At 49.2% G+C, this 21722-nt stretch carries 17 protein-coding genes and 1 rRNA gene; 16 read left to right on the top strand and 2 right to left on the bottom strand.

The genetic code is table 11. The features are described 5' to 3' along the window. Positions 1 to 37: 37 nt before the first annotated feature. The 4 genes from rseP (at position 38) to M0L20_RS09170 (ending at position 5901) form a co-directional block, all read left to right on the top strand. Entirely contained in the window at positions 38 to 1354 is a 1317-nt protein-coding gene (gene rseP, locus M0L20_RS09185) for an RIP metalloprotease RseP (RefSeq protein WP_248476649.1), read from the top strand. Between the two features lie 33 nt (positions 1355 to 1387). Further along, a complete protein-coding gene (locus M0L20_RS09180; RefSeq protein WP_248478061.1) occupies positions 1388 to 1897 on the top strand; it encodes a DUF6702 family protein in 510 nt (169 codons plus the stop codon). 182 nt (positions 1898 to 2079) lie between these two features. After that, positions 2080 to 4572, top strand: coding sequence for an endopeptidase La (lon, locus tag M0L20_RS09175; RefSeq protein ID WP_248476647.1), 2493 nt, complete (start codon positions 2080 to 2082; stop codon positions 4570 to 4572). A gap of 63 nt (positions 4573 to 4635) precedes the next feature. Further along, complete coding sequence (locus M0L20_RS09170) at positions 4636 to 5901, top strand: AGE family epimerase/isomerase (RefSeq protein WP_248476646.1); 1266 nt, start codon at positions 4636 to 4638, stop codon at positions 5899 to 5901. A 154-nt stretch (positions 5902 to 6055) separates the two neighbouring features. On the opposite strand, the gene murQ is transcribed toward M0L20_RS09170, so the two are convergent. Continuing rightward, entirely contained in the window at positions 6056 to 6868 is an 813-nt protein-coding gene (murQ, locus tag M0L20_RS09165) for an N-acetylmuramic acid 6-phosphate etherase (RefSeq protein ID WP_248476645.1), read from the bottom strand. Positions 6869 to 6993: 125 nt separating this feature from the next. Here murQ and ilvD point away from each other — a divergent pair, with 125 nt between their 5' ends. From ilvD to M0L20_RS09105, 12 genes are all read left to right on the top strand, one after another. Then, positions 6994 to 8694 carry a dihydroxy-acid dehydratase gene (gene ilvD, locus M0L20_RS09160; protein ID WP_248476644.1) on the top strand — a complete coding sequence of 567 codons (1701 nt, stop codon included), beginning with the start codon at positions 6994 to 6996 and terminating at the stop codon, positions 8692 to 8694. Positions 8695 to 8780: 86 nt separating this feature from the next. Beyond that, entirely contained in the window at positions 8781 to 10541 is a 1761-nt protein-coding gene (gene ilvB, locus M0L20_RS09155) for a biosynthetic-type acetolactate synthase large subunit (RefSeq protein WP_248476643.1), read from the top strand. 120 nt (positions 10542 to 10661) lie between these two features. Then, positions 10662 to 11195, top strand: a complete 534-nt coding sequence (gene ilvN, locus M0L20_RS09150) for an acetolactate synthase small subunit (protein ID WP_232560603.1) — start codon at positions 10662 to 10664, stop codon at positions 11193 to 11195. A gap of 40 nt (positions 11196 to 11235) precedes the next feature. After that, on the top strand, positions 11236 to 12279 hold the full coding sequence (gene ilvC / locus M0L20_RS09145; protein ID WP_232560602.1) for a ketol-acid reductoisomerase: 1044 nt from the start codon (positions 11236 to 11238) through the stop codon (positions 12277 to 12279). 100 nt (positions 12280 to 12379) lie between these two features. Continuing rightward, positions 12380 to 13654, top strand: a complete 1275-nt coding sequence (ilvA, locus tag M0L20_RS09140) for a threonine ammonia-lyase IlvA (protein WP_232560601.1) — start codon at positions 12380 to 12382, stop codon at positions 13652 to 13654. 57 nt (positions 13655 to 13711) lie between these two features. Next, complete coding sequence (locus M0L20_RS09135; RefSeq protein WP_232560600.1) at positions 13712 to 14563, top strand: helix-turn-helix transcriptional regulator; 852 nt, start codon at positions 13712 to 13714, stop codon at positions 14561 to 14563. A 138-nt stretch (positions 14564 to 14701) separates the two neighbouring features. Beyond that, entirely contained in the window at positions 14702 to 16102 is a 1401-nt protein-coding gene (leuC, locus tag M0L20_RS09130; RefSeq protein ID WP_232560599.1) for a 3-isopropylmalate dehydratase large subunit, read from the top strand. A gap of 97 nt (positions 16103 to 16199) precedes the next feature. Then, the gene (gene leuD / locus M0L20_RS09125) at positions 16200 to 16811 is read left to right on the top strand and encodes a 3-isopropylmalate dehydratase small subunit (RefSeq protein ID WP_232560598.1); all 612 of its coding nucleotides are present in this window, start codon (positions 16200 to 16202) and stop codon (positions 16809 to 16811) included. Between the two features lie 94 nt (positions 16812 to 16905). Then, a complete protein-coding gene (locus M0L20_RS09120) occupies positions 16906 to 18426 on the top strand; it encodes a hydroxymethylglutaryl-CoA lyase-like TIM-barrel protein (RefSeq protein WP_248476642.1) in 1521 nt (506 codons plus the stop codon). Positions 18427 to 18428: 2 nt separating this feature from the next. After that, positions 18429 to 19508 carry a 3-isopropylmalate dehydrogenase gene (leuB, locus tag M0L20_RS09115; protein ID WP_248476641.1) on the top strand — a complete coding sequence of 360 codons (1080 nt, stop codon included), beginning with the start codon at positions 18429 to 18431 and terminating at the stop codon, positions 19506 to 19508. Between the two features lie 264 nt (positions 19509 to 19772). Further along, on the top strand, positions 19773 to 20912 hold the full coding sequence (locus tag M0L20_RS09110; RefSeq protein WP_248476639.1) for a 2-isopropylmalate synthase: 1140 nt from the start codon (positions 19773 to 19775) through the stop codon (positions 20910 to 20912). A gap of 108 nt (positions 20913 to 21020) precedes the next feature. After that, positions 21021 to 21482 (top strand): hypothetical protein, encoded by a 462-nt coding sequence (locus M0L20_RS09105; RefSeq protein WP_248476638.1) that lies wholly within the window; start codon positions 21021 to 21023, stop codon positions 21480 to 21482. A gap of 118 nt (positions 21483 to 21600) precedes the next feature. Here the strand turns inward: M0L20_RS09105 and rrf are convergent. Beyond that, positions 21601 to 21711 (bottom strand): 5S ribosomal RNA (gene rrf / locus M0L20_RS09100). Positions 21712 to 21722: the final 11 nt, after the last annotated feature.

Raw genomic sequence — 21722 nt, 5'->3', positions numbered from 1 at the left:
CATTCATTCAATCAGCGAAATTCACAGTTAAGAGTAGATGGAAATATTAGTTATGGCCGGACAGCTCATATTGGGCCTGTCTATCTTAGTAGGATTGCACGAGTTAGGACACCTGCTGGCGGCAAAAGCCTTTGGCATGCGGGTGGAACAATATTTTATCGGCTTCCCACCCAAAATCTGGAGCATCAAACGGGGTGAAACCGAATATGGCGTTGGTGCCGTTCCACTCGGTGGCTTCGTGAAAATATCGGGCATGATCGACGAATCGCTCGACACGACGCATACAAACACCGAACCTCAGCCGTACGAATTCCGGGCCAAACCAGCTTGGCAGCGCCTTATCGTCATGCTCGGCGGTATCATCGTTAACGTAATTGTCGGTATCCTGATTTTCGTGATCCTTACGTACAAGAATGGCAATACGTACCTGGCTATGAAAGATGCTAAATACGGTATTGTAGCGTACGATCTGGCGAAAGGTATTGGCTTGCAGACGGGCGACAAAATTGTTAAAGTAAACGGTAAGCCAATTAACGATTTTAACGAGATCCGTAGCTCGGACGTGTTTCTGGGCGACAATAGCTCCTACACGATCGAACGCAACGGTAAGCTGGAAGACATTTACATTCCCAACAATTTTGTTGATAAGCTAGCCGACAAAAAAGCTGCCGGGCAATTCATTGAGCCTATCGAGCCGTTCAAAGTTGATGAGTTGGTTCCTGGCCAGCCAGCGACGAAAGCAGGCTTAAAGAAAGGGGATGTTATCACGAGCGCTAACGGCAAACCGATTCGGTTCTATCACGAGTTTACCGAGGTGGTGAAGCCGCTCAAAAGCAAACCGCTTACCCTTGGTATCAACCGCAACGGTCAGGCGCTTACCCTCAACATGATAACAACCGCCGATGGGACTATTGGTTTCTACCCAAAGCTGTTGCTTCCGTTGACAAAAGAAGAATACACATTTGGGCAAGCTCTTTCGATTGGTACACAAAAGGCTTTCCAGGTTGTGTTCGACAACATCAAAGGGTTTGGTAAAATCTTCCGGGGTGAAGTTTCTCCCTCCAAAGCACTAAGTGGCCCGATCGGTATCGCACAAAATCTGTTTGGTGGTATCTGGGTTTGGGATCGCTTCTGGACCGTCACAGGATTGCTTTCTATGGCACTGGCGTTTATGAACGCACTACCGATCCCGGCGCTCGACGGTGGTCACGCGACCATTTTAGGGTACGAAATCATATCAGGTAGAAAACCATCGGATCGATTCCTGGAAGCAGCTCAGCGAGTTGGTATGGTTATCCTGCTCGGGCTAATGGCCTTCGCTATTTTCAATGATGTATTTAAAGCTGTTTTCTAAGCAGTGAAATCGCGTAAGTCAGTAATAGCCTTGATGATACTAGTGGCCGGTTGCCTGTCAGGTAGTCGGCCTCTTGTCCTGAATAGCGGAGCGAAACATGATTTTCATGCCAGTGTTACGCAAATGCAGTACAACCCCAAGGAGCGCGCATTTGAGATCAGTATCCGTATTTTCACGGACGACTTTGAAAAAGCGTTATCCCAGGAGGCAAATACCAAAGTGCATTTAGATGGTTCGCCCGGTCAGCCGCACGATAAAAACGAACCACTAATCGAAAAATACATTCGTTCACATTTTGCTTACGTAAATCCACAGAAGCAAACTAAACCTATCACCTACGTAGGTCATGAGGTAGAAGCTGACGCCAACTGGATTTATCTGGAAATGCCTTATAGTGAACCCTTTAAAGGAGGGCTGCTAAAGCAAAATGTACTGATGGAAATGTTCGATGACCAGGTCAATATGGTCAATGTTCAGTATCAGGGGCAGAAAAAAACATTTGTTTTCCGCAAAAGCCAGCCCGTTCAGGATGTTTCGTTCTGAATAATAAATTTATTGATTAGTGGCGGCCCTATTTGGTTACTTTTGTTGTTAAGGTGTGTGACCCCTTTTTGGGTCAGCGGTCAATATATGGCACGGCTCTTGCAACTTGCTCATAACCTTATCTTTCCACAAGGTAAAGACACCTACCACGTAATGAAAGCTGTCAGTTTGACAGTTCACATATGATTTCAGAAAAAGATTTAGCTACCCGTTTACTGCTGGCCGATTTTGATTCGGACAATTTAGAAATTGTGCCACTTGGCTCGCCGGAAGGGTTGGATGATGACTACGAGCTTCCGCCGAACCTGCCTATTCTGCCGGTTCGTAATACTGTATTGTTTCCAGGTATGGTTATTCCGGTTACGGTAGGTAGAGCGAAATCCATTCGGCTGGTAAAAAAAGCGTACAAAGGCAATCGGATTATCGGCGTAGTTGCGCAGTTGAATCAACAAAAAGACGAACCAACGGTCGATGATCTGTATCGATATGGTACAGTGGCTTATATCATCAAAATGATTACGCTTCCTGATGGTAACATTACGATTATCATTCAGGGAAAGAAACGTTTTGAAATCCAGCAAATCCAGCAGGAAGAGCCTTTCATGACGGCGCAGGTTCGTCAGATCGAAGATTCGTTTCCAGCCGTCAATAAAAAGGAAGGAAAAGCCCTGTTGCAGTCACTGAAAGATTCGGCCTATAAGATTTTACGGCTTAATCCAGAGATACCACAGGAAGCCCGGATTGCGCTCGACAACATCGAAAGTCCGACATTTCTGCTCCACTTCCTGTCGTCTAACATCAACGCCGACGTATCCGACAAACAACGCCTTCTTGAAACACTCGAAGGAAACCAACAGGCTAATCTGCTGCTCGAATACATGCTTCGGGAAGTGCAGTTGCTTGAACTGAAACGCGAGATTCAGTCTAAAGCCTCCTCGGACCTCGATCAGCAGCAGCGGGATTATTACCTGCGCCAGCAGATGAAGGTGTTACAGGATGAGTTGGGCATGGATAATCCTGACCGCGAGATCGACGAACTTCGCATACGGGCCGACCATAAAAAGTGGCCAACCGAGGTACGGGCGCACTTCGACAAGGAGTTGAACAAACTTCAGCGGATTAACCCAATGGCTCCGGAATATCCGGTGACAATGAACTACGTGGAGCTGATGGTTGATCTGCCGTGGAGTGAGTACACGAAAGACAACTTCGACCTGAAGCGGGCGCAGAAGATTCTGGATACCGATCACTTTGGTCTCGAAAAAGTAAAAGAGCGGATCATCGAATACCTGGCCGTTCTGAAGCTGAAAAACGACATGAAAGCGCCAATCCTGTGCCTTTATGGCCCTCCGGGCGTGGGTAAAACTTCGCTGGGGAAATCGGTTGCCAAGGCATTAGGGCGTAAATACAGCCGAATGGCGCTGGGTGGTGTTCACGACGAAGCTGAAATCCGAGGTCACCGCAAAACGTACATCGGCGCTATGCCGGGTAAGGTCATCCAGAATATTCGCAAATGCGGCACGTCGAACCCGGTCTTTATTCTGGACGAGATCGACAAAGTCAGTTCCGATTTTCGGGGCGATCCGTCGTCAGCGTTGTTGGAAGTACTCGATCCCGAGCAGAACTCGACGTTTATGGACAATTACCTCGAAACGGAGTACGATCTGTCGCGGGTGTTGTTTATCGCTACCGCTAACTCACTCGATACCATCCACCCTGCCCTACGCGACCGGATGGAGATTATCGACATCGCGGGGTATACCGTTGAAGAAAAAGTGCAGATTGCCAAGAAATACCTGATTCCCAAGCAGCGCAAAGATCACGGGCTAAAGCCTAAAGATCTGGTGTTTGAGGACAAAGCGATTTTGCGGATTATTGAAGGGTACACGCGTGAATCGGGCGTGCGGAATCTGGAGCAGAAAATTGGTGCTTTGGTCCGTAAAGTTGCCAAATCCATTGCCATGGAGGAGGAATACAACCACACCGTTCGGGCTATTGATGTGCCGAAAATGCTGGGAGCCGAAATCTTTGACAAAGAGTTGTACGCCGATGACGACATTGCGGGTGTTGTAACGGGATTGGCCTGGACGCAGGTTGGCGGTGAAATTCTGCTGATCGAGTCGAGTTTGAGCCGTGGCAAAGGCGTTTTGACCTTGTCGGGTCAGTTGGGTGACGTAATGAAAGAATCAGCAATCACTGCTCTTTCTTATCTGAAAGCCCACGCCGATGATTTAGGCATCGACTATCGGATCTTCAACCATTACGACTTGCACATCCACATTCCGGCGGGGGCGGTTCCAAAAGATGGCCCTTCTGCGGGGATTACGATGCTAACGTCGATGACATCGATTTATACCCAACGCAAGGTTAGACCTTACCTGGCGATGACGGGTGAAGTGACGTTGCGGGGTAAAGTATTACCGGTCGGTGGTATCAAAGAGAAAATTCTGGCGGCTAACCGGGCGGGTATCAAGGAAATTATTCTTTGCTCGAAAAACCGGAAGGACATTGAGGAAATCAATGCTACGTACATCAAAGACCTCAAGTTTCATTACGCCGATACCGTCGATCAGGTTCTCGACATTGCTTTGTTGCCGGATAAAGTTGGTAAACCGATGAAATTCGTATTGCCAGAAGATAAGGAACAGCGCGAAGTAGAGCGTGTTTATTCCTAGTTGCAGCGAAACAAAAAAGCGGCTCAAATCGTACGATTTGAGCCGCTTTTTTATATTTACAGGGTGTTAGATTTTCGTAAACTTTCTGCCGATTATCAACAGGCGCTGCTTCGCCAGGTTGTTCCGTTTTGGCTTAACCACAGCCGGGATGAGCAATGCGGTGGTTACTTTGACTTCCTGACAAGCGACGGGCAAGTTGTAGAAGGCGATAAGATCGTAACGCTGCAAGCACAACAAGTATGGGCATTTACGTGGCTTTACAATACGTTCGACGGTCAACCAGCCTGGCTTGACCACGCATACAAGGGCGCTACTTTTTTGAGTGAGTTTGCCCACGATGAGAAGCTGAATTCGTATGAACAGCTTGACCGCCGGGGCCGTCCGGTAGCTCCGTCAGCCAACGTTGTAGCAAGCTGTTCAGCCGTTATGGCGTACGCCCAGCTTCACCGCGCAACAGACGACGACGGATGGGCGATGCTGGCGAAACAAGTGTTTTCGGGCTTGTTCCAGCAATGGGAAACAACGCATACCGAATTAGCACAGACGATTGGCGGCTATCGCCAGCTCCGGCACTTGGGTGAGCCCGTTCTATTGCTCAAAACACTACTCGAAATCCGACCGTTGCTCGATGAGGAAAGCTGGCACGAAAAGATAGAAAGCGTCCTGCATGCGCTGTTGCGCGAATTCCTGGACCGTCGCACAGGTATCTTGCGAGAACATATGCTGCCCGACGGCTCGTTCATCAACACCCCGGAAGGTCGGCGGCTTAACGTTGGCCTGACTTTCCAAGCCGCCAATTTTTTGCTTGACCTTTGCGCAGAATCGGGTAACCGCAAATTAGCGATGCAAGTAGCATCATGGTGTATCCGAATGAGCGAAGTGGCCTGGAATGAGCTATCAGGTGGACTTAATCAGTACGCGGATATGAAAGGGCAGCCGCTTATTTTTCCGGACTGGAACCAACGGTGGGCCTGGGTACAGGTTGAAGCTTTGTCAGCCTTGACCAAAAGCTATTTTCAAACGCACCACCCCGAATGCCCAAAATGGATTAAGCGCATTCACGATTTTACGTTTCAGTATTTCCCTGATCCGAAGCTGAGCGGTTGGCACCTAGTCATTGGCCAGCAAAATCAACCGTTGCTACCGGCAAAAGCCATTGCTACTACAGGCTGCTTTTCCTTAATCCGATGTCTGGCAGAAACAGCGCAAACTTTGATTAGATGCGCTCAGCTCCAGCCCGCAGGACGCCATAGTCGTCTGTTTGACGACTTACCAAAGGGCGACCAGTTTCCCGCTACTGATTTCAACAATCAGAAAACGAATAAGTGATTTCTTGTCTGCCCTTGAGTAAGAGGCAAAAGCGTCGTTACTGGCTCTTGTACATTCGAAGCGTTTGTGAATCGTGTCAAACCGGTACAGGTTTCAAGTAACACTGGTTTAAAACTGCTACCTGAACTATACCTGGATACCAGCAGCCTTATTTTTACAAGTTATTTTCCTGGTTAAAGTTGTCGATAGCACCGCGAACGTTACCGTACTTCGCTAATAGCGCTTCGGCCTCTTCCCGACTGACACCAATCTCACCCATTACCATCTTGGCCGCCCGATCTTGGAGCTTAATATTAGTAAGCTGCATATCGACCATTTTATTTCCCTTCACGCGACCTAGTTGAATCATAACCGACGTGGAAATCATGTTCAACACCAGCTTCTGAGCAGTTCCTGCTTTCATGCGTGTGCTGCCCGTAACGAACTCGGGACCAACAACGACTTCAACTGGAAATTCAGCCGCCTGCGCCACCGCTGAACCCGGATTACAAACAACACAACCCGTTAGCAAACCTGCTGCGCGCGCTTTATCAAGCCCACCAATCACGTAAGGCGTTCTGCCCGAGGCTGCAATCCCGATGACCGTATCCAGCTCGTCGGGGTGATACGGCTCAATATCTTTCCAGGCTTGTTCCGCATCATCTTCGGCGAATTCGACCGCTTTTCGTACGGCTCCATCCCCGCCCGCTATCAAACCAATGACCAGATCGTGCGGAACACCGTACGTTGGCGGACACTCCGATGCATCGACAACGCCCAGACGACCACTTGTTCCAGCACCGATATAAATCAACCGTCCGCCTTTTTTCATGCGATTGACGATCTGGCTAACCAACGCTTCAATTTGGGGGATAGCCTTCTCAACTGCCAACGGGACAGTCTTATCTTCTTTGTTAATATTGGCCAGCAAGTCGTGAACCGACATCTGCTCTAAATGATCGTATTGCGACGATGTTTCTGTTATCATGACCCAAAAATAATACGTCCATATTTTAACTGACAAATAATACCATTTTTCTTGCCTTTACAGAAAACTTAACTTTTCTTTACGGCGTTATTACACTATCAGCGAAATTTCGCTAATTGTCTAAGATGATTGCCGAACCAGAAACAACCGAATTAAACCGTTTTAGTCGCACGCTAACGCAAGAAGTAACTAATCCAGCCGCTAAAGCTATGCTGTACGGTATTGGATTAAGCGAGGATGACATGCAGAAGCCCCAGATTGGCATTGCCAGCACGGGCTACGAGGGTAACACCTGTAACATGCACCTCAACGGGTTATCCGTCTACGTAAAGCAAGGTATTCAGGCGAACGGTCTGGTTGGTCTAATCTTCAACACAATCGGTGTATCGGATGGCATGACGAACGGCAATGACGGTATGCGCTATTCGCTGCCCAGCCGCGACCTGATCGCTGACTCGATTGAATCCGTTGTGTCAGCGCAGTGGTACGATGGTGTTGTTACGGTGGTTGGCTGTGATAAAAATATGCCGGGTGCTGTTATGGCGATGGCTCGCCTTGATCGGCCAGGTATCATGGTCTACGGCGGAACAATTCGTTCAGGACACTATAAAGGTCAGAAATTAGACATCGTTTCGGCTTTTGAAGCTCTCGGCAAGCGGTACGCCAATAACATCTCCGATGAAGATTACGAAGGCGTCATCAAAAACGCGATTCCGGGAGCCGGTGCCTGCGGTGGTATGTATACCGCCAACACCATGGCGAGTAGCATCGAAGCGATGGGCTTGAGCCTTCCGTTCAGCAGTACTTACCCGGCTACCCACGAAGGGAAACAGGAAGAATGTAAGAAGATTGGGGCAGCTATGCGTATCCTGCTAGAGCGCAATATTACCCCCAAAGATATTATTACCCGTGAGTCGCTCGAAAACGCGTTTGCAGTAGTTATGGCACTCGGCGGGTCAACCAACGCGGTACTTCACTACCTGGCTATTGCGCGTGCGGTTGGCATCAACCTGACGCTCGATGAAATTCAGGCGATCAGCGATCGTGTGCCCTTACTATCGGATCTAAAGCCGAGCGGTAAGTACTATATGGAAGATCTGCTGGGTATCGGCGGTGTTCCTGCGGTTATGAAATACCTTTACCAGCAAGGTATGATTCACGGTGACTGTATCACGGTTACTGGAAAAACCGTTGCCGACAATCTGGCGGAGGCACAGGACCTTGATTTCTCAACGCAAAAAATCATTTTCCCCGTCTCTCAGCCCATCAAGACTACGGGACACCTTCAGGTCCTGCGCGGTAATCTGGCCCCAGATGGTTCAGTAGCCAAGATTACGGGTAAAGAAGGCGAACGCTTTGAAGGCACAGCCAAAGTATGTGAGCACGAAGGCGAAGTAATCGAAGCGCTACAGAACGGTGAACTGCTGCCTGGTCAGGTAGTCGTAATCCGGAATGCGGGTCCTAAAGGCGGCCCCGGCATGAGCGAAATGCTGAAACCGACCTCGGCTATTATTGGCGCGGGTCTCGGCGATAAAGTAGCGTTGATCACGGACGGACGTTTCTCGGGTGGAACCCACGGTTTTGTGGTTGGACACATCACTCCTGAAGCGTTTGAAGGCGGACCGATTGCACTGGTTCAGAACGGCGACCGCATCACCATTGACGCTGTCAATCGCGAGATCACGCTGCACGTTTCGGACGAAGAACTAGCCGACCGGCGGAGTCGCTGGACGCAACCGGCTCCACGCTTTGCAAAGGGTATGCTCGGCAAATACATCCGGAACGTAAAATCAGCCAGTGAAGGTTGTGTCACGGATGAAGCTTAATCAGTTGCCCGATTCGTACTTTCGATAGTTGAATACAACCCTGTAAGAAAACCAACAAGCTAACGACCTTAAACTGACCATACGTCATGGAAGCAATCGCCAGCATCACCCCGGAAATTATTGAGACTACCCCGGCGGCTCCCCCAGTAGCTCCGAAATTAATCTCAGGATCGGAAGCACTTATGATGGCTCTGGTAGCCGAAGGCGTCGATACCATTTTTGGGTACCCCGGCGGAGCAATCATGCCGGTCTACGATGCCCTTTACGATTTTCAGGATCGCTTGAATCACATTCTGGTTCGTCACGAGCAAGGCGCGGCTCACGCAGCCGAAGGATACGCCCGCGTAACGGGTCGGGCGGGTGTCTGCCTCGTAACATCGGGACCAGGCGCAACGAATCTGGTTACGGGTATTGCCGATGCGTTGATCGATTCGACACCGATGGTCTGCATTGTCGGTCAGGTGGCTAAAAAGTTACTGGGCACAGATGCTTTTCAGGAAGCCGATGTGATGGGCGTTACGATGCCGATTACTAAATGGAACTACCAGATTACCGACGCTGACGAAGTGCCGGATGTCATTTCAAAAGCATTCTACATTGCCCAGTCGGGTCGTCCGGGACCCGTCCTGATCGACATTACCAAAAGTGCCCAGCTGGAACTGATGACGAAACCGTTTGCGTACGAACGTTGCCAGAGCATCATTAGCTACCGGCCCCGTCTCGTACCCAAGCAAGAACAGGTGGAAGCAGCAGCCCGCCTGATCAACTCCGCGAAACGGCCTTACGTGCTGGTTGGACACGGCGTGCAAATCGCAAAAGCCGAAGCTGAATTACTGACATTCGTTGAAAAAACCGGCATCCCGGTAGCGACAACCTTGCTGGGCCAATCAACCATTTCGACCGCCCATCCACTGTACGTGGGCTGGCTGGGCATGCACGGAAACTACGGCGCCAACGTGATGACCGATCAGGCCGACGTAGTTATTGCCATCGGTATGCGTTTTGATGACCGGGTAACGGGCGATGCCAGCAAGTTTATCAAGCAGGCCAAAGTCGTTCACATCGAGATCGATCCATCGGAAATCGATAAGATTATTCGGGCCGACGCGCCGGTTGTGGGTGATGCCAAAGAAGCACTTAACGCTCTGCTATCGCTGGTTAACCCCAACGATCATACGGTATGGCGCAACGAGTTTCGTAAATATGACGTGGTCGAGCACGAAACCATCACGCAGCCGGTACTAAACACCGCCGAAGGAAAAATCCGAATGGGTGAGGTTGTGAACATGCTGTCGGAGAAAACCAACGGAGAATCCATTCTGGTGACCGACGTAGGTCAGCACCAGATGATGGCCTCCCGTTACTATCAGTTCCGCCGTCCCAATAGCTTAGTTACCTCGGGCGGTATGGGCACGATGGGCTTTGCGTTACCAGCGGCCTTTGGTGCTCAGGTCGGTGCTCCCGACCGGCAGGTTGTAGCCATTATTGGTGATGGTTGCTTCCAGATGACACTACAGGAATTAGGAACCATTGTGCAGAACAAGCAGCCGGTTAAAGCCATCATCCTGAATAATAACTTTCTGGGCATGGTCCGGCAATGGCAACAACTGTTTCACCAACGCCGGTACTCATTCGTTGAGTTGCAGAATCCTGATTTCATCACGATTGCCAAAGGTTTCGGCATGGATGGTATGACCTGCGATCAGCGGGAAAACCTGTCGGACGCGCTTGATACCATGCTGAACCACGACGGACCGTTCTTGCTCGAAGTCATCGTGGAGAAAGAAGAAAACGTATTCCCGATGGTACCTGCTGGCACCAGCGTTTCACAAATCAGATTGAAATAGTCATTCGCTATTCCGTCGCTGACTGTCCTGATTACCCATTCGTTGGTGCCTATTTCATCGGTATTCAGCCCAATAGATGGTAACACAACGACGATCAATTGACAACTAATGACATCCCCCATGACGACTTACACCATTTGTATATTCACGGAAAATACCATCGGACTGCTGAATCGCATCACGATTATTTTCACGCGCCGACGGATCAACATCGAGAGCCTGACGGTTTCTGAAACCGAGCGAAAAGGCGTGTCCCGATTCACAATTGTCATTAAACACGAATCGCGGGAAGAAGTCGAAAAGCTTGTGCGTCAGATCCGTAAAATCGTGGAGGTGATGGCCGTTTTTGGTTACCTCAACGACGAGATCGTCTACAATGAAATTGCGCTGTTCAAGGTTTCTACGCCCCTGGGCAGCAAACCGCTGGATGTGGAAACCATCAACAAGAAATACAAAGCCTGGGTCGTTTACTGGGGTCTTGATTACGTAGTGATCGAGAAAACCGGGAACGATACGGAGATCTTTGATTTCTTTGCTTACATCAAGCAGTACGACATTCTGGAGTTTGTCCGCTCGGGTCGCGTAGCCGTCGGAAAAACCGAGAAAGGACTGGTAGAATACCTGCCCGAAATGGAGTGGGCTTATTATCTGTAATGTTTAACCCCCATAATACGAGTACCAAAACCAATTAAACATGGCAACGATTAATTTCGGAGGAGTTGAGGAGCAAGTTGTTACACGGGAAGAGTTCCCGCTGGAAAAAGCCCGTGAGGTGCTAGCCAATGAAACAATCGCCGTTATTGGCTATGGCGTACAAGGCCCTGGTCAGTCGCTGAACATGCGCGACAATGGCTTTAATGTCATCGTAGGACAGCGTAAAGGCAAAACGTACGACAAAGCCGTTGCCGACGGCTGGGTACCCGGCGAAACGCTTTTCGAGATTGAAGAAGCGCTGGAAAAAGGTACCATCATTTGCTTCCTGCTTTCTGATGCCGCTCAAATTGAACTTTGGCCGACCGTAAAAGCGGCTCTGAAGCCCGGCAAGTCGTTGTACTTCTCGCACGGCTTTGGCGTTACTTATAAAGAAAAAACGGGTATTGTTCCGCCAGCTGATGTTGACGTGTTCCTGGTTGCACCGAAAGGATCGGGTACGTCGCTTCGCCGGTTGTTCGTAGAAGGAAAAGGACTGAACTCTAGCTTTGCTATCTACCAGGATGCATCGGGCAATGCCCGTACCAAGGCAATTGCTATGGGTATCGGCGTAGGTTCGGGCTACCTGTTCGAAACAGATTTCTACAAAGAAGTAACCTCCGACTTGACCGGCGAACGGGGTACGCTGATGGGTGCTATTCAAGGTATCTTCGCGGCTCAGTACGAAGTATTGCGCGCTAATGGCCACAGCCCTTCGGAAGCCTTCAACGAAACGGTTGAAGAACTGACGCAGTCGCTGATGCCACTCGTCGCCGAGAACGGTATGGATTGGATGTACGCAAACTGCTCGACCACAGCTCAGCGCGGTGCTCTCGACTGGTGGAAGCCTTTCCGCGATGCAACCAAGCCGGTTTTCGAACAACTCTATAACTCGGTAAAATCGCAGGAGCAGGCCGAAATCAGCATCACTCGTAACTCGCAGCCCGACTACCGCGAGAAGCTGGAAGTAGAACTGTCCGAATTGCGCGATTCAGAAATGTGGCAGGCTGGTAAAGCCGTTCGGTCGTTGCGTCCAGAGCGTAGCTAACTAATTAATTCGGGAAAGGTAGTTTTGTTGGCAGACCGCTCATTAGAAACTGACGGTCGGACAACTAGGCTACCTTTCCCGCTTATACTTTTTTTGCACTATGAGCTTGTCCGTCGAAGCCGATAAGAAAACAACCTTTCCCGATCTGGATAATATTTATCTGGCTGCCGAGCGGCTCCGGGGCGTAGCCTCGCACACAGCTCTTCAGGAAAGCATCAATCTGTCGGATCGTTATGGAGCTACCATTTTCCTGAAACGCGAAGATCAACAGGTTGTTCGGTCTTACAAACTTCGGGGTGCTTACAACAAAATGGCTAGCCTGTCAGCCGAAGCACTAGCTCAGGGTGTCGTTTGCGCCAGTGCCGGCAACCACGCTCAGGGCGTAGCGTACGCCTGCCGGAAGATGGCCGTTCGCGGTACTATTTTTATGCCGTCAACCACGCCGAACCAAAAGGTCAAGCAAGTAAAACTGTTTGGTAAGGAGTTCGTTGAGGTTGTACTGACGGGCGATACGTTTGATGATGCGTACTACGCAGCTATTGATTACGTCAAAACCCACGACAGCATATTCGTTCATCCATTTGACGATTTGCAGGTCATTGAAGGGCAGGGAACGGTTGGGTTGGAAATTTTTAAGGATTCTGATTTTAGGATCGATTACCTGCTGATGGCTATCGGTGGGGGCGGTCTGGCAGCCGGTGTTTCGACGGTTTTTAATCAGCTTAGTCCGAAAACCAAACTGATTGGCGTTGAGCCGCTGGGATCGCCTTCCATGAAGGTAGCCATTGACCAGGGCCATGTGGTTACCCTCCACCAGATTGACAAATTCGTAGATGGTGCCGCCGTGAAGCGCGTTGGTGAAACTACGTTCGAAGTATGCCGTCAGTTTCTTGACCGCGTTATTCTGGTGCCGGAAGGGCAGGTCTGCACCACCATCCTCAAACTGTACGACGAAGACGCTATTGTTGCTGAACCCGCCGGAGCACTGACCATTGCCGCACTCGATTTGATTAAGGACGAGATCAAAGGAAAAAACGTGGTCTGTCTGGTCAGCGGTGGCAACAATGACATTACCCGCACCGAAGAGATCAAGGAACGGTCCTTGCTTTACGAAGGCCTGAAACATTACTTCATTATTCGGTTTCCACAGCGCTCGGGTGCTTTTCGCGAGTTTCTGAACGTACTGGGGCCGACCGACGATATCACCCGCTTTGAATACATCAAGAAAACAAATCGGGAAAACGGCCCTGCTGTGGTAGGCATTGAGCTTAAAAATCGGGATGATTTCGAGCCACTTATTCAGCGGATGAAAGACCAGAATATTGTGTTCGACTACCTGAACGACCAGCCGAATCTTTTTCAGTTTTTAGTCTAACGCAGAAGCCCGCCAGCCGACAGGAGTGTCTGCCTTTTCCGCTAATTTGTCTTTTCCATGCTCCGTGTGCCGTCTTCTATCGAAGCGAATCAGTTTCAATCCCTGAAAATTCAGGAAATGACGTTCGTGGCTTACCGTAGCGATGTTTATCCAGAGCGGAACGAGGTTTTCTTTGAAGAACATGCCGTCATTGTTATTCTGGAAGGAGAGAAGAAATTCAGCTCACCCACGCAGGAACTGCACGTACACAAGGGGCAGATTCTATTTTTTCAGCGAGGGTGCTACTCCATGAACGAGTCTATTGACTCCAGCTACCGCAGCCTCGTCTTTTTTGTAAATGAGAAATTACTGAAAGAATTTGTTAGTCAGCATCTGGCCCTTTTCCAATCGTTGCCGGTCCCGCTCCCGTTGCCTGCTGATCTGATCCTGTCTTTCTCTTCATCACCGACTTTCGTAACGTTTATCGACTCACTACTCCCTTACTTCGGGGCAAAAACTCCTTTTCTGAACGAACTGCTTCGGCTCAAATTCCAGGAATTGCTTTTACACCTTCTTGAGCTGGATGCGTCCAACCAACTGAAAGCTATTCTTCGCCATATCTACGAAGGCCAGAAAACGGATCTTGATTACCTCATGAGTACCTATTTACTTAAACCTTTGTCCATGAACGAACTGGCCCGTTTGTCGGGCCGGAGCTTGTCGGCGTTTAAGCGTGATTTCGAAGAACACTTTCATACGTCACCTGGTCAATGGATTCGCCAGAAGCGGCTAACGCACGCGCATTTTTTACTACGAAATACGGTCAAGAACGTATCAGAAGTCAGCATGGAAATTGGCTATGAAAGCGTTTCCCATTTTATAAAGGCGTACAAACAGCAATACGGTTTTACACCTAAACAGGTACATTGAGCTAAAATCGCTATTCACTGGACGAATGGCGAGATGTATAATCGAAGAACATTTGGCAAATTTGTAGCCACCTTTCTCGCTTGTTACTACGCCTGAAAGATTTGGTAGAAAATCCTAAGACTTGTTATCTATATAGTTATGAGCACTCCAAAAACTTTGTTCGATAAGGTGTGGGACGCACACGTTGTCCGGCACGTTGACGATGGCCCTGATGTTTTCTTCATCGACCGTCATTTTATCCACGAAGTAACCAGCCCTGTCGCTTTTCTTGGTCTCGAAAGCCGCCACGTACCCGTGATGTTTTCCCAACGCACCTTCGCGACTGCCGATCACAACACGCCAACGCTTAATCAACACCTGCCGGTTGCCGATCCTTTGTCGGCTAATCAGCTGGCGGCCCTGGAACGGAACGCGACCAAGTACGGCATCTCGCACTGGGGTTTGGGCCATATCAAAAACGGTATCGTACACGTCGTCGGTCCCGAAAACGGCATTACGTTACCTGGTATGACCATTGTTTGTGGTGATTCGCACACCTCAACACACGGCGCGTTTGGTGCTATCGCTTTCGGTATTGGTACGTCGGAAGTAGAAATGGTACTGGCCACGCAATGCATCATGCAGCCTAAACCCAAGAAAATGCGTATTACCGTCAACGGTACGCTGGGTAAAGGGGTGTTGCCTAAAGACGCGATTCTGTACATCATTTCGCAGATCTCAGCCAGTGGCGCAACCGGCTATTTCGTCGAGTACGCGGGTGATGTGTTTGAGAATATGAGCATGGAAGGCCGGATGACGGTATGCAACATGAGTATCGAAATGGGTGCTCGTGGGGGTATCATCGCTCCTGACGCGACGACGCTCAACTACTTGAAAGGACGCGAACTGGCTCCTCAGGGCGAACAGTGGGATAAACTGGTTCCTTACTGGCAGACGCTCAAAACAGACGAAGGCGCTACCTTCGACGTTGACCTGACCTTCGACGCAGCCGCCATTGAGCCCCAAATTACCTACGGTACCAATCCTGGATTGGGAACCGGCGTAACGCGTCAGATTCCAGTAGCTGAAACGGTGAAAGACGGTGCCGCAAGCTACAAGAAATCGCTTCAGTACATGGGTTTCTCGGAAAACGAATCGATGCTGGGCAAACCCGTTGATTTTGTGTTTCTGGGCAGCTGCACCAACGGTCGTATCGAAGACTTCCGCGCCTTTGCCTCTATCGTTAAAGGTCGTCAGAAAGCGGATAACGTAACGGCCTGGCTTGTGCCGGGTTCACACATTGTCGAGTCACAAATTAAGGAAGAAGGCATTCTCGATATCTTGACTACCGCCGGTTTTGAACTACGTCAACCAGGCTGCTCCGCATGTCTGGCGATGAATGAAGACAAAATTCCAGCGGGCAAATACGCTGTTTCGACCTCGAACCGCAACTTTGAAGGCCGTCAGGGTCCAGGTGCCAGAACCTTGCTGGCAAGTCCGCTGGTAGCTGCCGCTGCTGCCGTCACCGGTGTAGTAACTGATCCCCGTCAATTTATTTAACGTCATGGCGCTCTGCGTCAGTTAGCTGTCATTCCGAACACTCAATGGCAGCTAACGACGATTAATTCCGCGCAAGTGACATAGAACGACTACAAAAATGGCTTACGACAAATTCACTATACTGCGTAGCACTGCCGTTCCGATGCCGATTGAGAACGTCGATACGGACCAAATCATCCCTGCCCGTTTTCTGAAAGCAACGGAGCGCAAAGGATTCGGCGACAACCTTTTTCGCGACTGGCGCTATAACAACGACGATACGCCTAAGCAGGATTTCGTACTGAACAATCCGACCTATTCGGGCGAAGGGTCGCCCCGCAAAATTCTGGTAGGCGGCAAAAACTTCGGTAGTGGGTCTAGCCGTGAACACGCTGCCTGGGCGATTTACGATTACGGGTTCCGCTGTGTTGTATCGAGCTTCTTTGCCGATATTTTCCGCAATAACTCGCTGAACATTGGTATCCTTCCCGTACAAGTAAGCCCCGAGTTTTTGGAGAAAATCTTCGCGGCCATCGACGCGGACCCTAACACGGAACTAGAAATCAATCTTCCAACGCAGACGATTACGTTGCTGGTTACGGGCGAGAGTGAAAGCTTTAACATCAATGGCTACAAAAAGCATAACCTCATCAACGGTTATGATGACATTGATTACCTGCTTTCGATGAAAGGGGAGATCGAAACCTTTGCTGAGACAAGGCCATTTTAAAGAGCCAGCGGAAGAGTGAACGTTCGGGACATCGCACTAGCGGAGCGCCAAACGATCACTCTTTTGTTTATTTACTTCTTTCGCTCTTTAACGTATGAAACGCCGTTACATTGAAATTATGGATACGACACTCCGCGACGGTGAACAAACCAGCGGGGTGTCGTTTTCTGCCTCTGAGAAATTGGCTCTGGCCCAGCTGCTGCTTACCGAAGTCAGGGTAGACCGGGTAGAGGTGGCTTCTGCGCGGGTATCAGCCGGGGAACTGGAAGCGGTACAACAGATTACCACCTGGGCGGCTAGCGCTGGCTTACTCGACAAAATCGAAGTACTCACCTTCGTCGACGGCAAAGCGTCCCTCGACTGGATGCGGGCATCCGGTGCCAAGGTGATGAACTTACTGACCAAGGGTTCGCTCAACCACCTTATCCACCAGCTCAAAAAGTCGCCAGACGAACATTTTGCCGACATTCGATTAGTTATCGAGGAGGCTCAGCAGGAAGGCTTGCAAACGAACGTTTATCTGGAAGACTGGAGCAACGGCATGCGAAACTCGCCCGATTACGTTTTTCAACTGCTTGACTTTCTTCAAACCCAGCCAATCCGCCGGGCGCTCCTTCCGGATACACTCGGCATTCTTACCCCTTCAGAAACGTACGCGTTCATCAGTCAGCTTGTCAGCCGCTACCCAACGATTCATTTTGACTTTCACGCGCATAACGATTATGACCTCAGTGTTGCCAACGTGCTGGAAGGCATACGTGCCGGCGCGCAGGGCATTCACCTAACTGTTAACGGCTTAGGCGAGCGGGCAGGTAACGCACCGATGGCCAGCGCCATTGCCGCTCTCCGGGATTTTATGCCGGATGTGAAAATGGGCGTTACTGAAAAGTCGCTCTATCAGGTCAGCAAGATTGTCGAAACTTTTTCCGGGTTGCGGATTCCGGATAACAAACCTGTTGTAGGCGATAACGTATTCACGCAAACCGCAGGTATTCACGCCGATGGCGACAAGAAAAATAATCTGTACTTCAACGCCCTGCTTCCCGAGCGTTTTGGGCGTAAACGCAGTTATGCCCTCGGAAAAACGTCAGGCAAGGCAAACATTGAAAATAACCTGCGCGAACTGGGGATCCAGTTGTCGGAAAACGACCTAAAAAAAGTAACCCAACGGGTTATTGAGCTAGGTGATCAGAAAGAAGTTGTTACCCGTGAAGATCTGCCGTACGTCATTGCTGACGTGCTGAATACAAACGCTGTCGTCTCGCGGGTAGAGATTCTTAACTATGTGCTGACTCATTCAAAAGATCTGAAGCCTTCGGCCACGCTCCGGATGCGCATTAATGAAGAGCAATTTGAGGAGAGTGCACAGGGCGACGGGCAGTACGACGCCTTTATGAATGCGCTAAAGAAAATTTACGGCAAGAAAAACCAAACCTTACCCGTTTTGACCGACTACGCCGTGCGGATTCCGACGGGAGGGCGAACCGACGCTCTTTGCGAGACAATCATTACCTGGAAAGACAAAAATCGCGAATTTAAAACCCGGGGCCTCGACTCTGACCAAACCGTATCAGCCATCAAGGCAACCCAAAAAATGCTGAATACTTTAGATTAATCATGGCAAAAAAACACATTCTCGTAGTTCCCGGCGACGGCATCGGTGCCGAAGTAACCACCGTAGGTAAGCAGGTTCTGGAAGTAATAGCCCAGAAATTCGGTCATGAATTCACCTACGATGAAGCACTCATCGGCCACGTTGCTATCGAAGCTACGGGTTCTCCTCTACCGGACGAAACATTAGAAAAAATGCGCGCTGCCGATGCTGTTCTTTTCGGCGCAGTAGGTCACCCCAAATACGATAACGACCCTTCGGCTAAAGTACGTCCTGAGCAGGGGCTATTGAAGATGCGGAAAGAGCTGGGCTTATATGCCAACCTCCGCCCGATCAAGCTATTTGACGAACTTCTCGAAGCATCGAGTATTAAGCCTGAAATTTTACGGGGTGCTGACATTCTTTTCTTTCGCGAGCTGACGGGTGACGTCTACTTCGGCAAACGCGAGCGGCTTGATGAAGGGAATACGGCTTATGATACGATGATTTACAGCAAGTACGAAGTTGAACGTATCGTTCGTAAAGCGTTCGAAGCAGCCCGTACACGTGGTAAGAAGTTGTGTTCCGTTGATAAGGCAAACGTTTTAGAAAGTAGTCGTTTGTGGCGGGAAGTCGTACAAACGCTGTCGCCCGAATACCCTGACGTAACCGTCGAGCATCAGTTCATCGATGCAGCTGCCATGCTTCTGATTAAAGATCCTAAGCGGTTTGACGTAGTTGTAACAGGTAATTTGTTCGGTGATATCCTCACTGACGAAGCTAGCCAAATTGCAGGTTCAATGGGTATGCTCGCGTCTGCTTCGGTTGGCGATAATACGGGAGTCTACGAACCAATCCACGGATCAGCGCATGACATTACAGGAAAAGGCGTTGCCAATCCGCTTGCTTCGGTTTTATCAGCAGCCTTGCTTCTAGACATTTCCTTTGGCTTGAAGGACGAAGCCCAGGCAGTCATCGACGCTGTCGATTCCGTATTGAAGGTCGGATTCCGTACACGGGACATCGCCGATCAGAATACCCCAGCAGAGAAAATACTTGGAACTGAAGCTATGGGTAAGGAGCTAATCAGCCGCTTAAATGCCTGATTTGTAGTTACATTATATAGGACAAAAATTTTTGCGGGTATTTGCAATTTTGTATGAATTGGCTACTTTTGTAGCGTATTTACGCAAGCAGCGAAATTTCGCAGAAAATATGATATCGATTTGTTCGAATAGCCTACTTCTAAAGAGAAGCGTTTTTTAAACGGAGAAGGTTGTTCTATGCAAATAAAGCCCTTTCTCCAAATGAAAGGGCTTTATCTTTTTACGTTACTTTGTCAATTATATACAGTTCAATCAATACCAGGTATGAGCCAACGAGTTTATATTTTCGACACCACGCTACGCGACGGCGAACAAGTGCCGGGATGCCAGTTAACCACTGAAGAAAAAATTGTGGTAGCTAAAGAGCTGGAACGACTGGGCGTTGATATTATTGAAGCAGGTTTTCCAATATCTAGCCCCGGAGATTTTAAATCGGTAGTTGAAATTTCTAAAGCGGTTAGCGAGCCGACCATTTGTGCTCTTAGCCGTGCCGTTAAAGGGGATATCGACGCAGCTGGTGAAGCGCTTAAGTGGGCGAAACGCGGTCGGATTCACACGGGTATTGGCTCCTCAGATATTCACATCAGAAACAAATTTAACAGTACACGGGAAAAGATCCTCGAGCAAGCCGTTGCTGCGGTTAAACACGCTAAGACGTACGTTGAAGATGTAGAGTTCTACGCTGAAGATGCGGGACGAGCTGATCTTGGCTTTCTAGCTCAGCTTACCGAAGCGGTTATTAGAGCAGGGGCAACCGTTGTCAATGTACCGGATACAACAGGTTATTGCCTGCCTGATGAGTACGGCAGAAAGATTGCCTATATATACGAGCACGTTTCGAATGTTCATCAAGCGACCATATCGATTCATTGCCACAATGATCTTGGCCTGGCTACAGCTAATACCCTGGCTGGCGTCATGAATGGTGCGCGGCAGGTTGAGGTTACTATGAACGGCATCGGCGAACGTGCTGGCAATACATCACTGGAAGAAGTCGTTATGGCCTTAAAGGTGAAAAAGGAGCTTGGCTACTACACGAACATCGATGCTACCCGGCTATTTCCGGTAAGTAATCTTGTCTCGCAAATGATGCGCATGCCTGTTCAGGCAAACAAAGCTATCGTTGGTCGCAATGCCTTCGCACACTCGTCGGGTATACACCAAGACGGTTTTCTAAAGCATTCGGAGAACTATGAGATCATGAAGCCTCAGGATGTCGGCGTTCCGGAGTCATCTATCGTATTAACGGCACGAAGTGGACGTCACGCCCTAAAGCATCGACTTGAATTGCTTGGATACCGCTACGACAAACCAACTTTGGACGGTATCTACACACGCTTCCTCGATATGGCAGACATTCGAAAAGAAGTAAACGATAAAGATTTGATGGAATTGGTCCGATAAAAAAAGCCCACCATGTCGGTGGGCTTTTTCATTTATGCCAAACGAACAAAACCAATAAGCAAGCTGTTCGGCCAATAACAGTAATATTATTCAATAAACGTTTTAGACATGGCACGTCCAACACCTGAATTAATACATGCACTGCGCGTTACGGCTCAAAAGCTTAAGAACGGTACGCATTATCAATGGGGGCATATGGGAGGCTGCAATTGCGGAAATCTCGCTCAAGAGCTGACCAAACTGTCAAAAGATCAAATTCATCGATACGCTATGGAGCGTTACGGCGATTGGAGCAAACAGGTTGACGATTATTGTTCCAGCAGCCAAATGCCAATCGACTTAATAATCAACGAAATGATTACGAATGGTCTGACGATAGAAGATTTAAAACATCTCGAGAAATTGAACGATAGAGAAGTGCTACTCCGTCTGCCTTTGGAGAAGCGCTATCTGAAACATAATGTCCGTGATGATGTAGTTACTTATCTAAACACTTGGGCGGGCTTGCTAGAGGATCAGTTATTACAAAAGATTGTATTGCCATCCATCAACGATTTGCAACCTGCTTAGGCAAGTCGCTATGAACACTTAAGGAGTCCATTTCTTTTTTGAGGTAATTACAGTTGAATAGGCTTTAATAACAAAAGGCCGCTAGCTCTCGCTAACGGCCTTTCCCCTCAATATCACCAGGTGGCACCTTCCTACTCTCCCGCTTGTGACAGCAGTACCATCGGCAGTACGGGGCTTAACGGCTCTGTTCGAAATGGAAGAGGTGTTCACCCGCCTTAACCGCACCAACCTGTTGAACTC

Source organism: Spirosoma liriopis (assembly GCF_023196085.1).
Lineage (GTDB): Bacteria > Bacteroidota > Bacteroidia > Cytophagales > Spirosomataceae > Spirosoma > Spirosoma oryzicola.
This window is presented reverse-complemented; position numbering and strand designations above follow the sequence as displayed.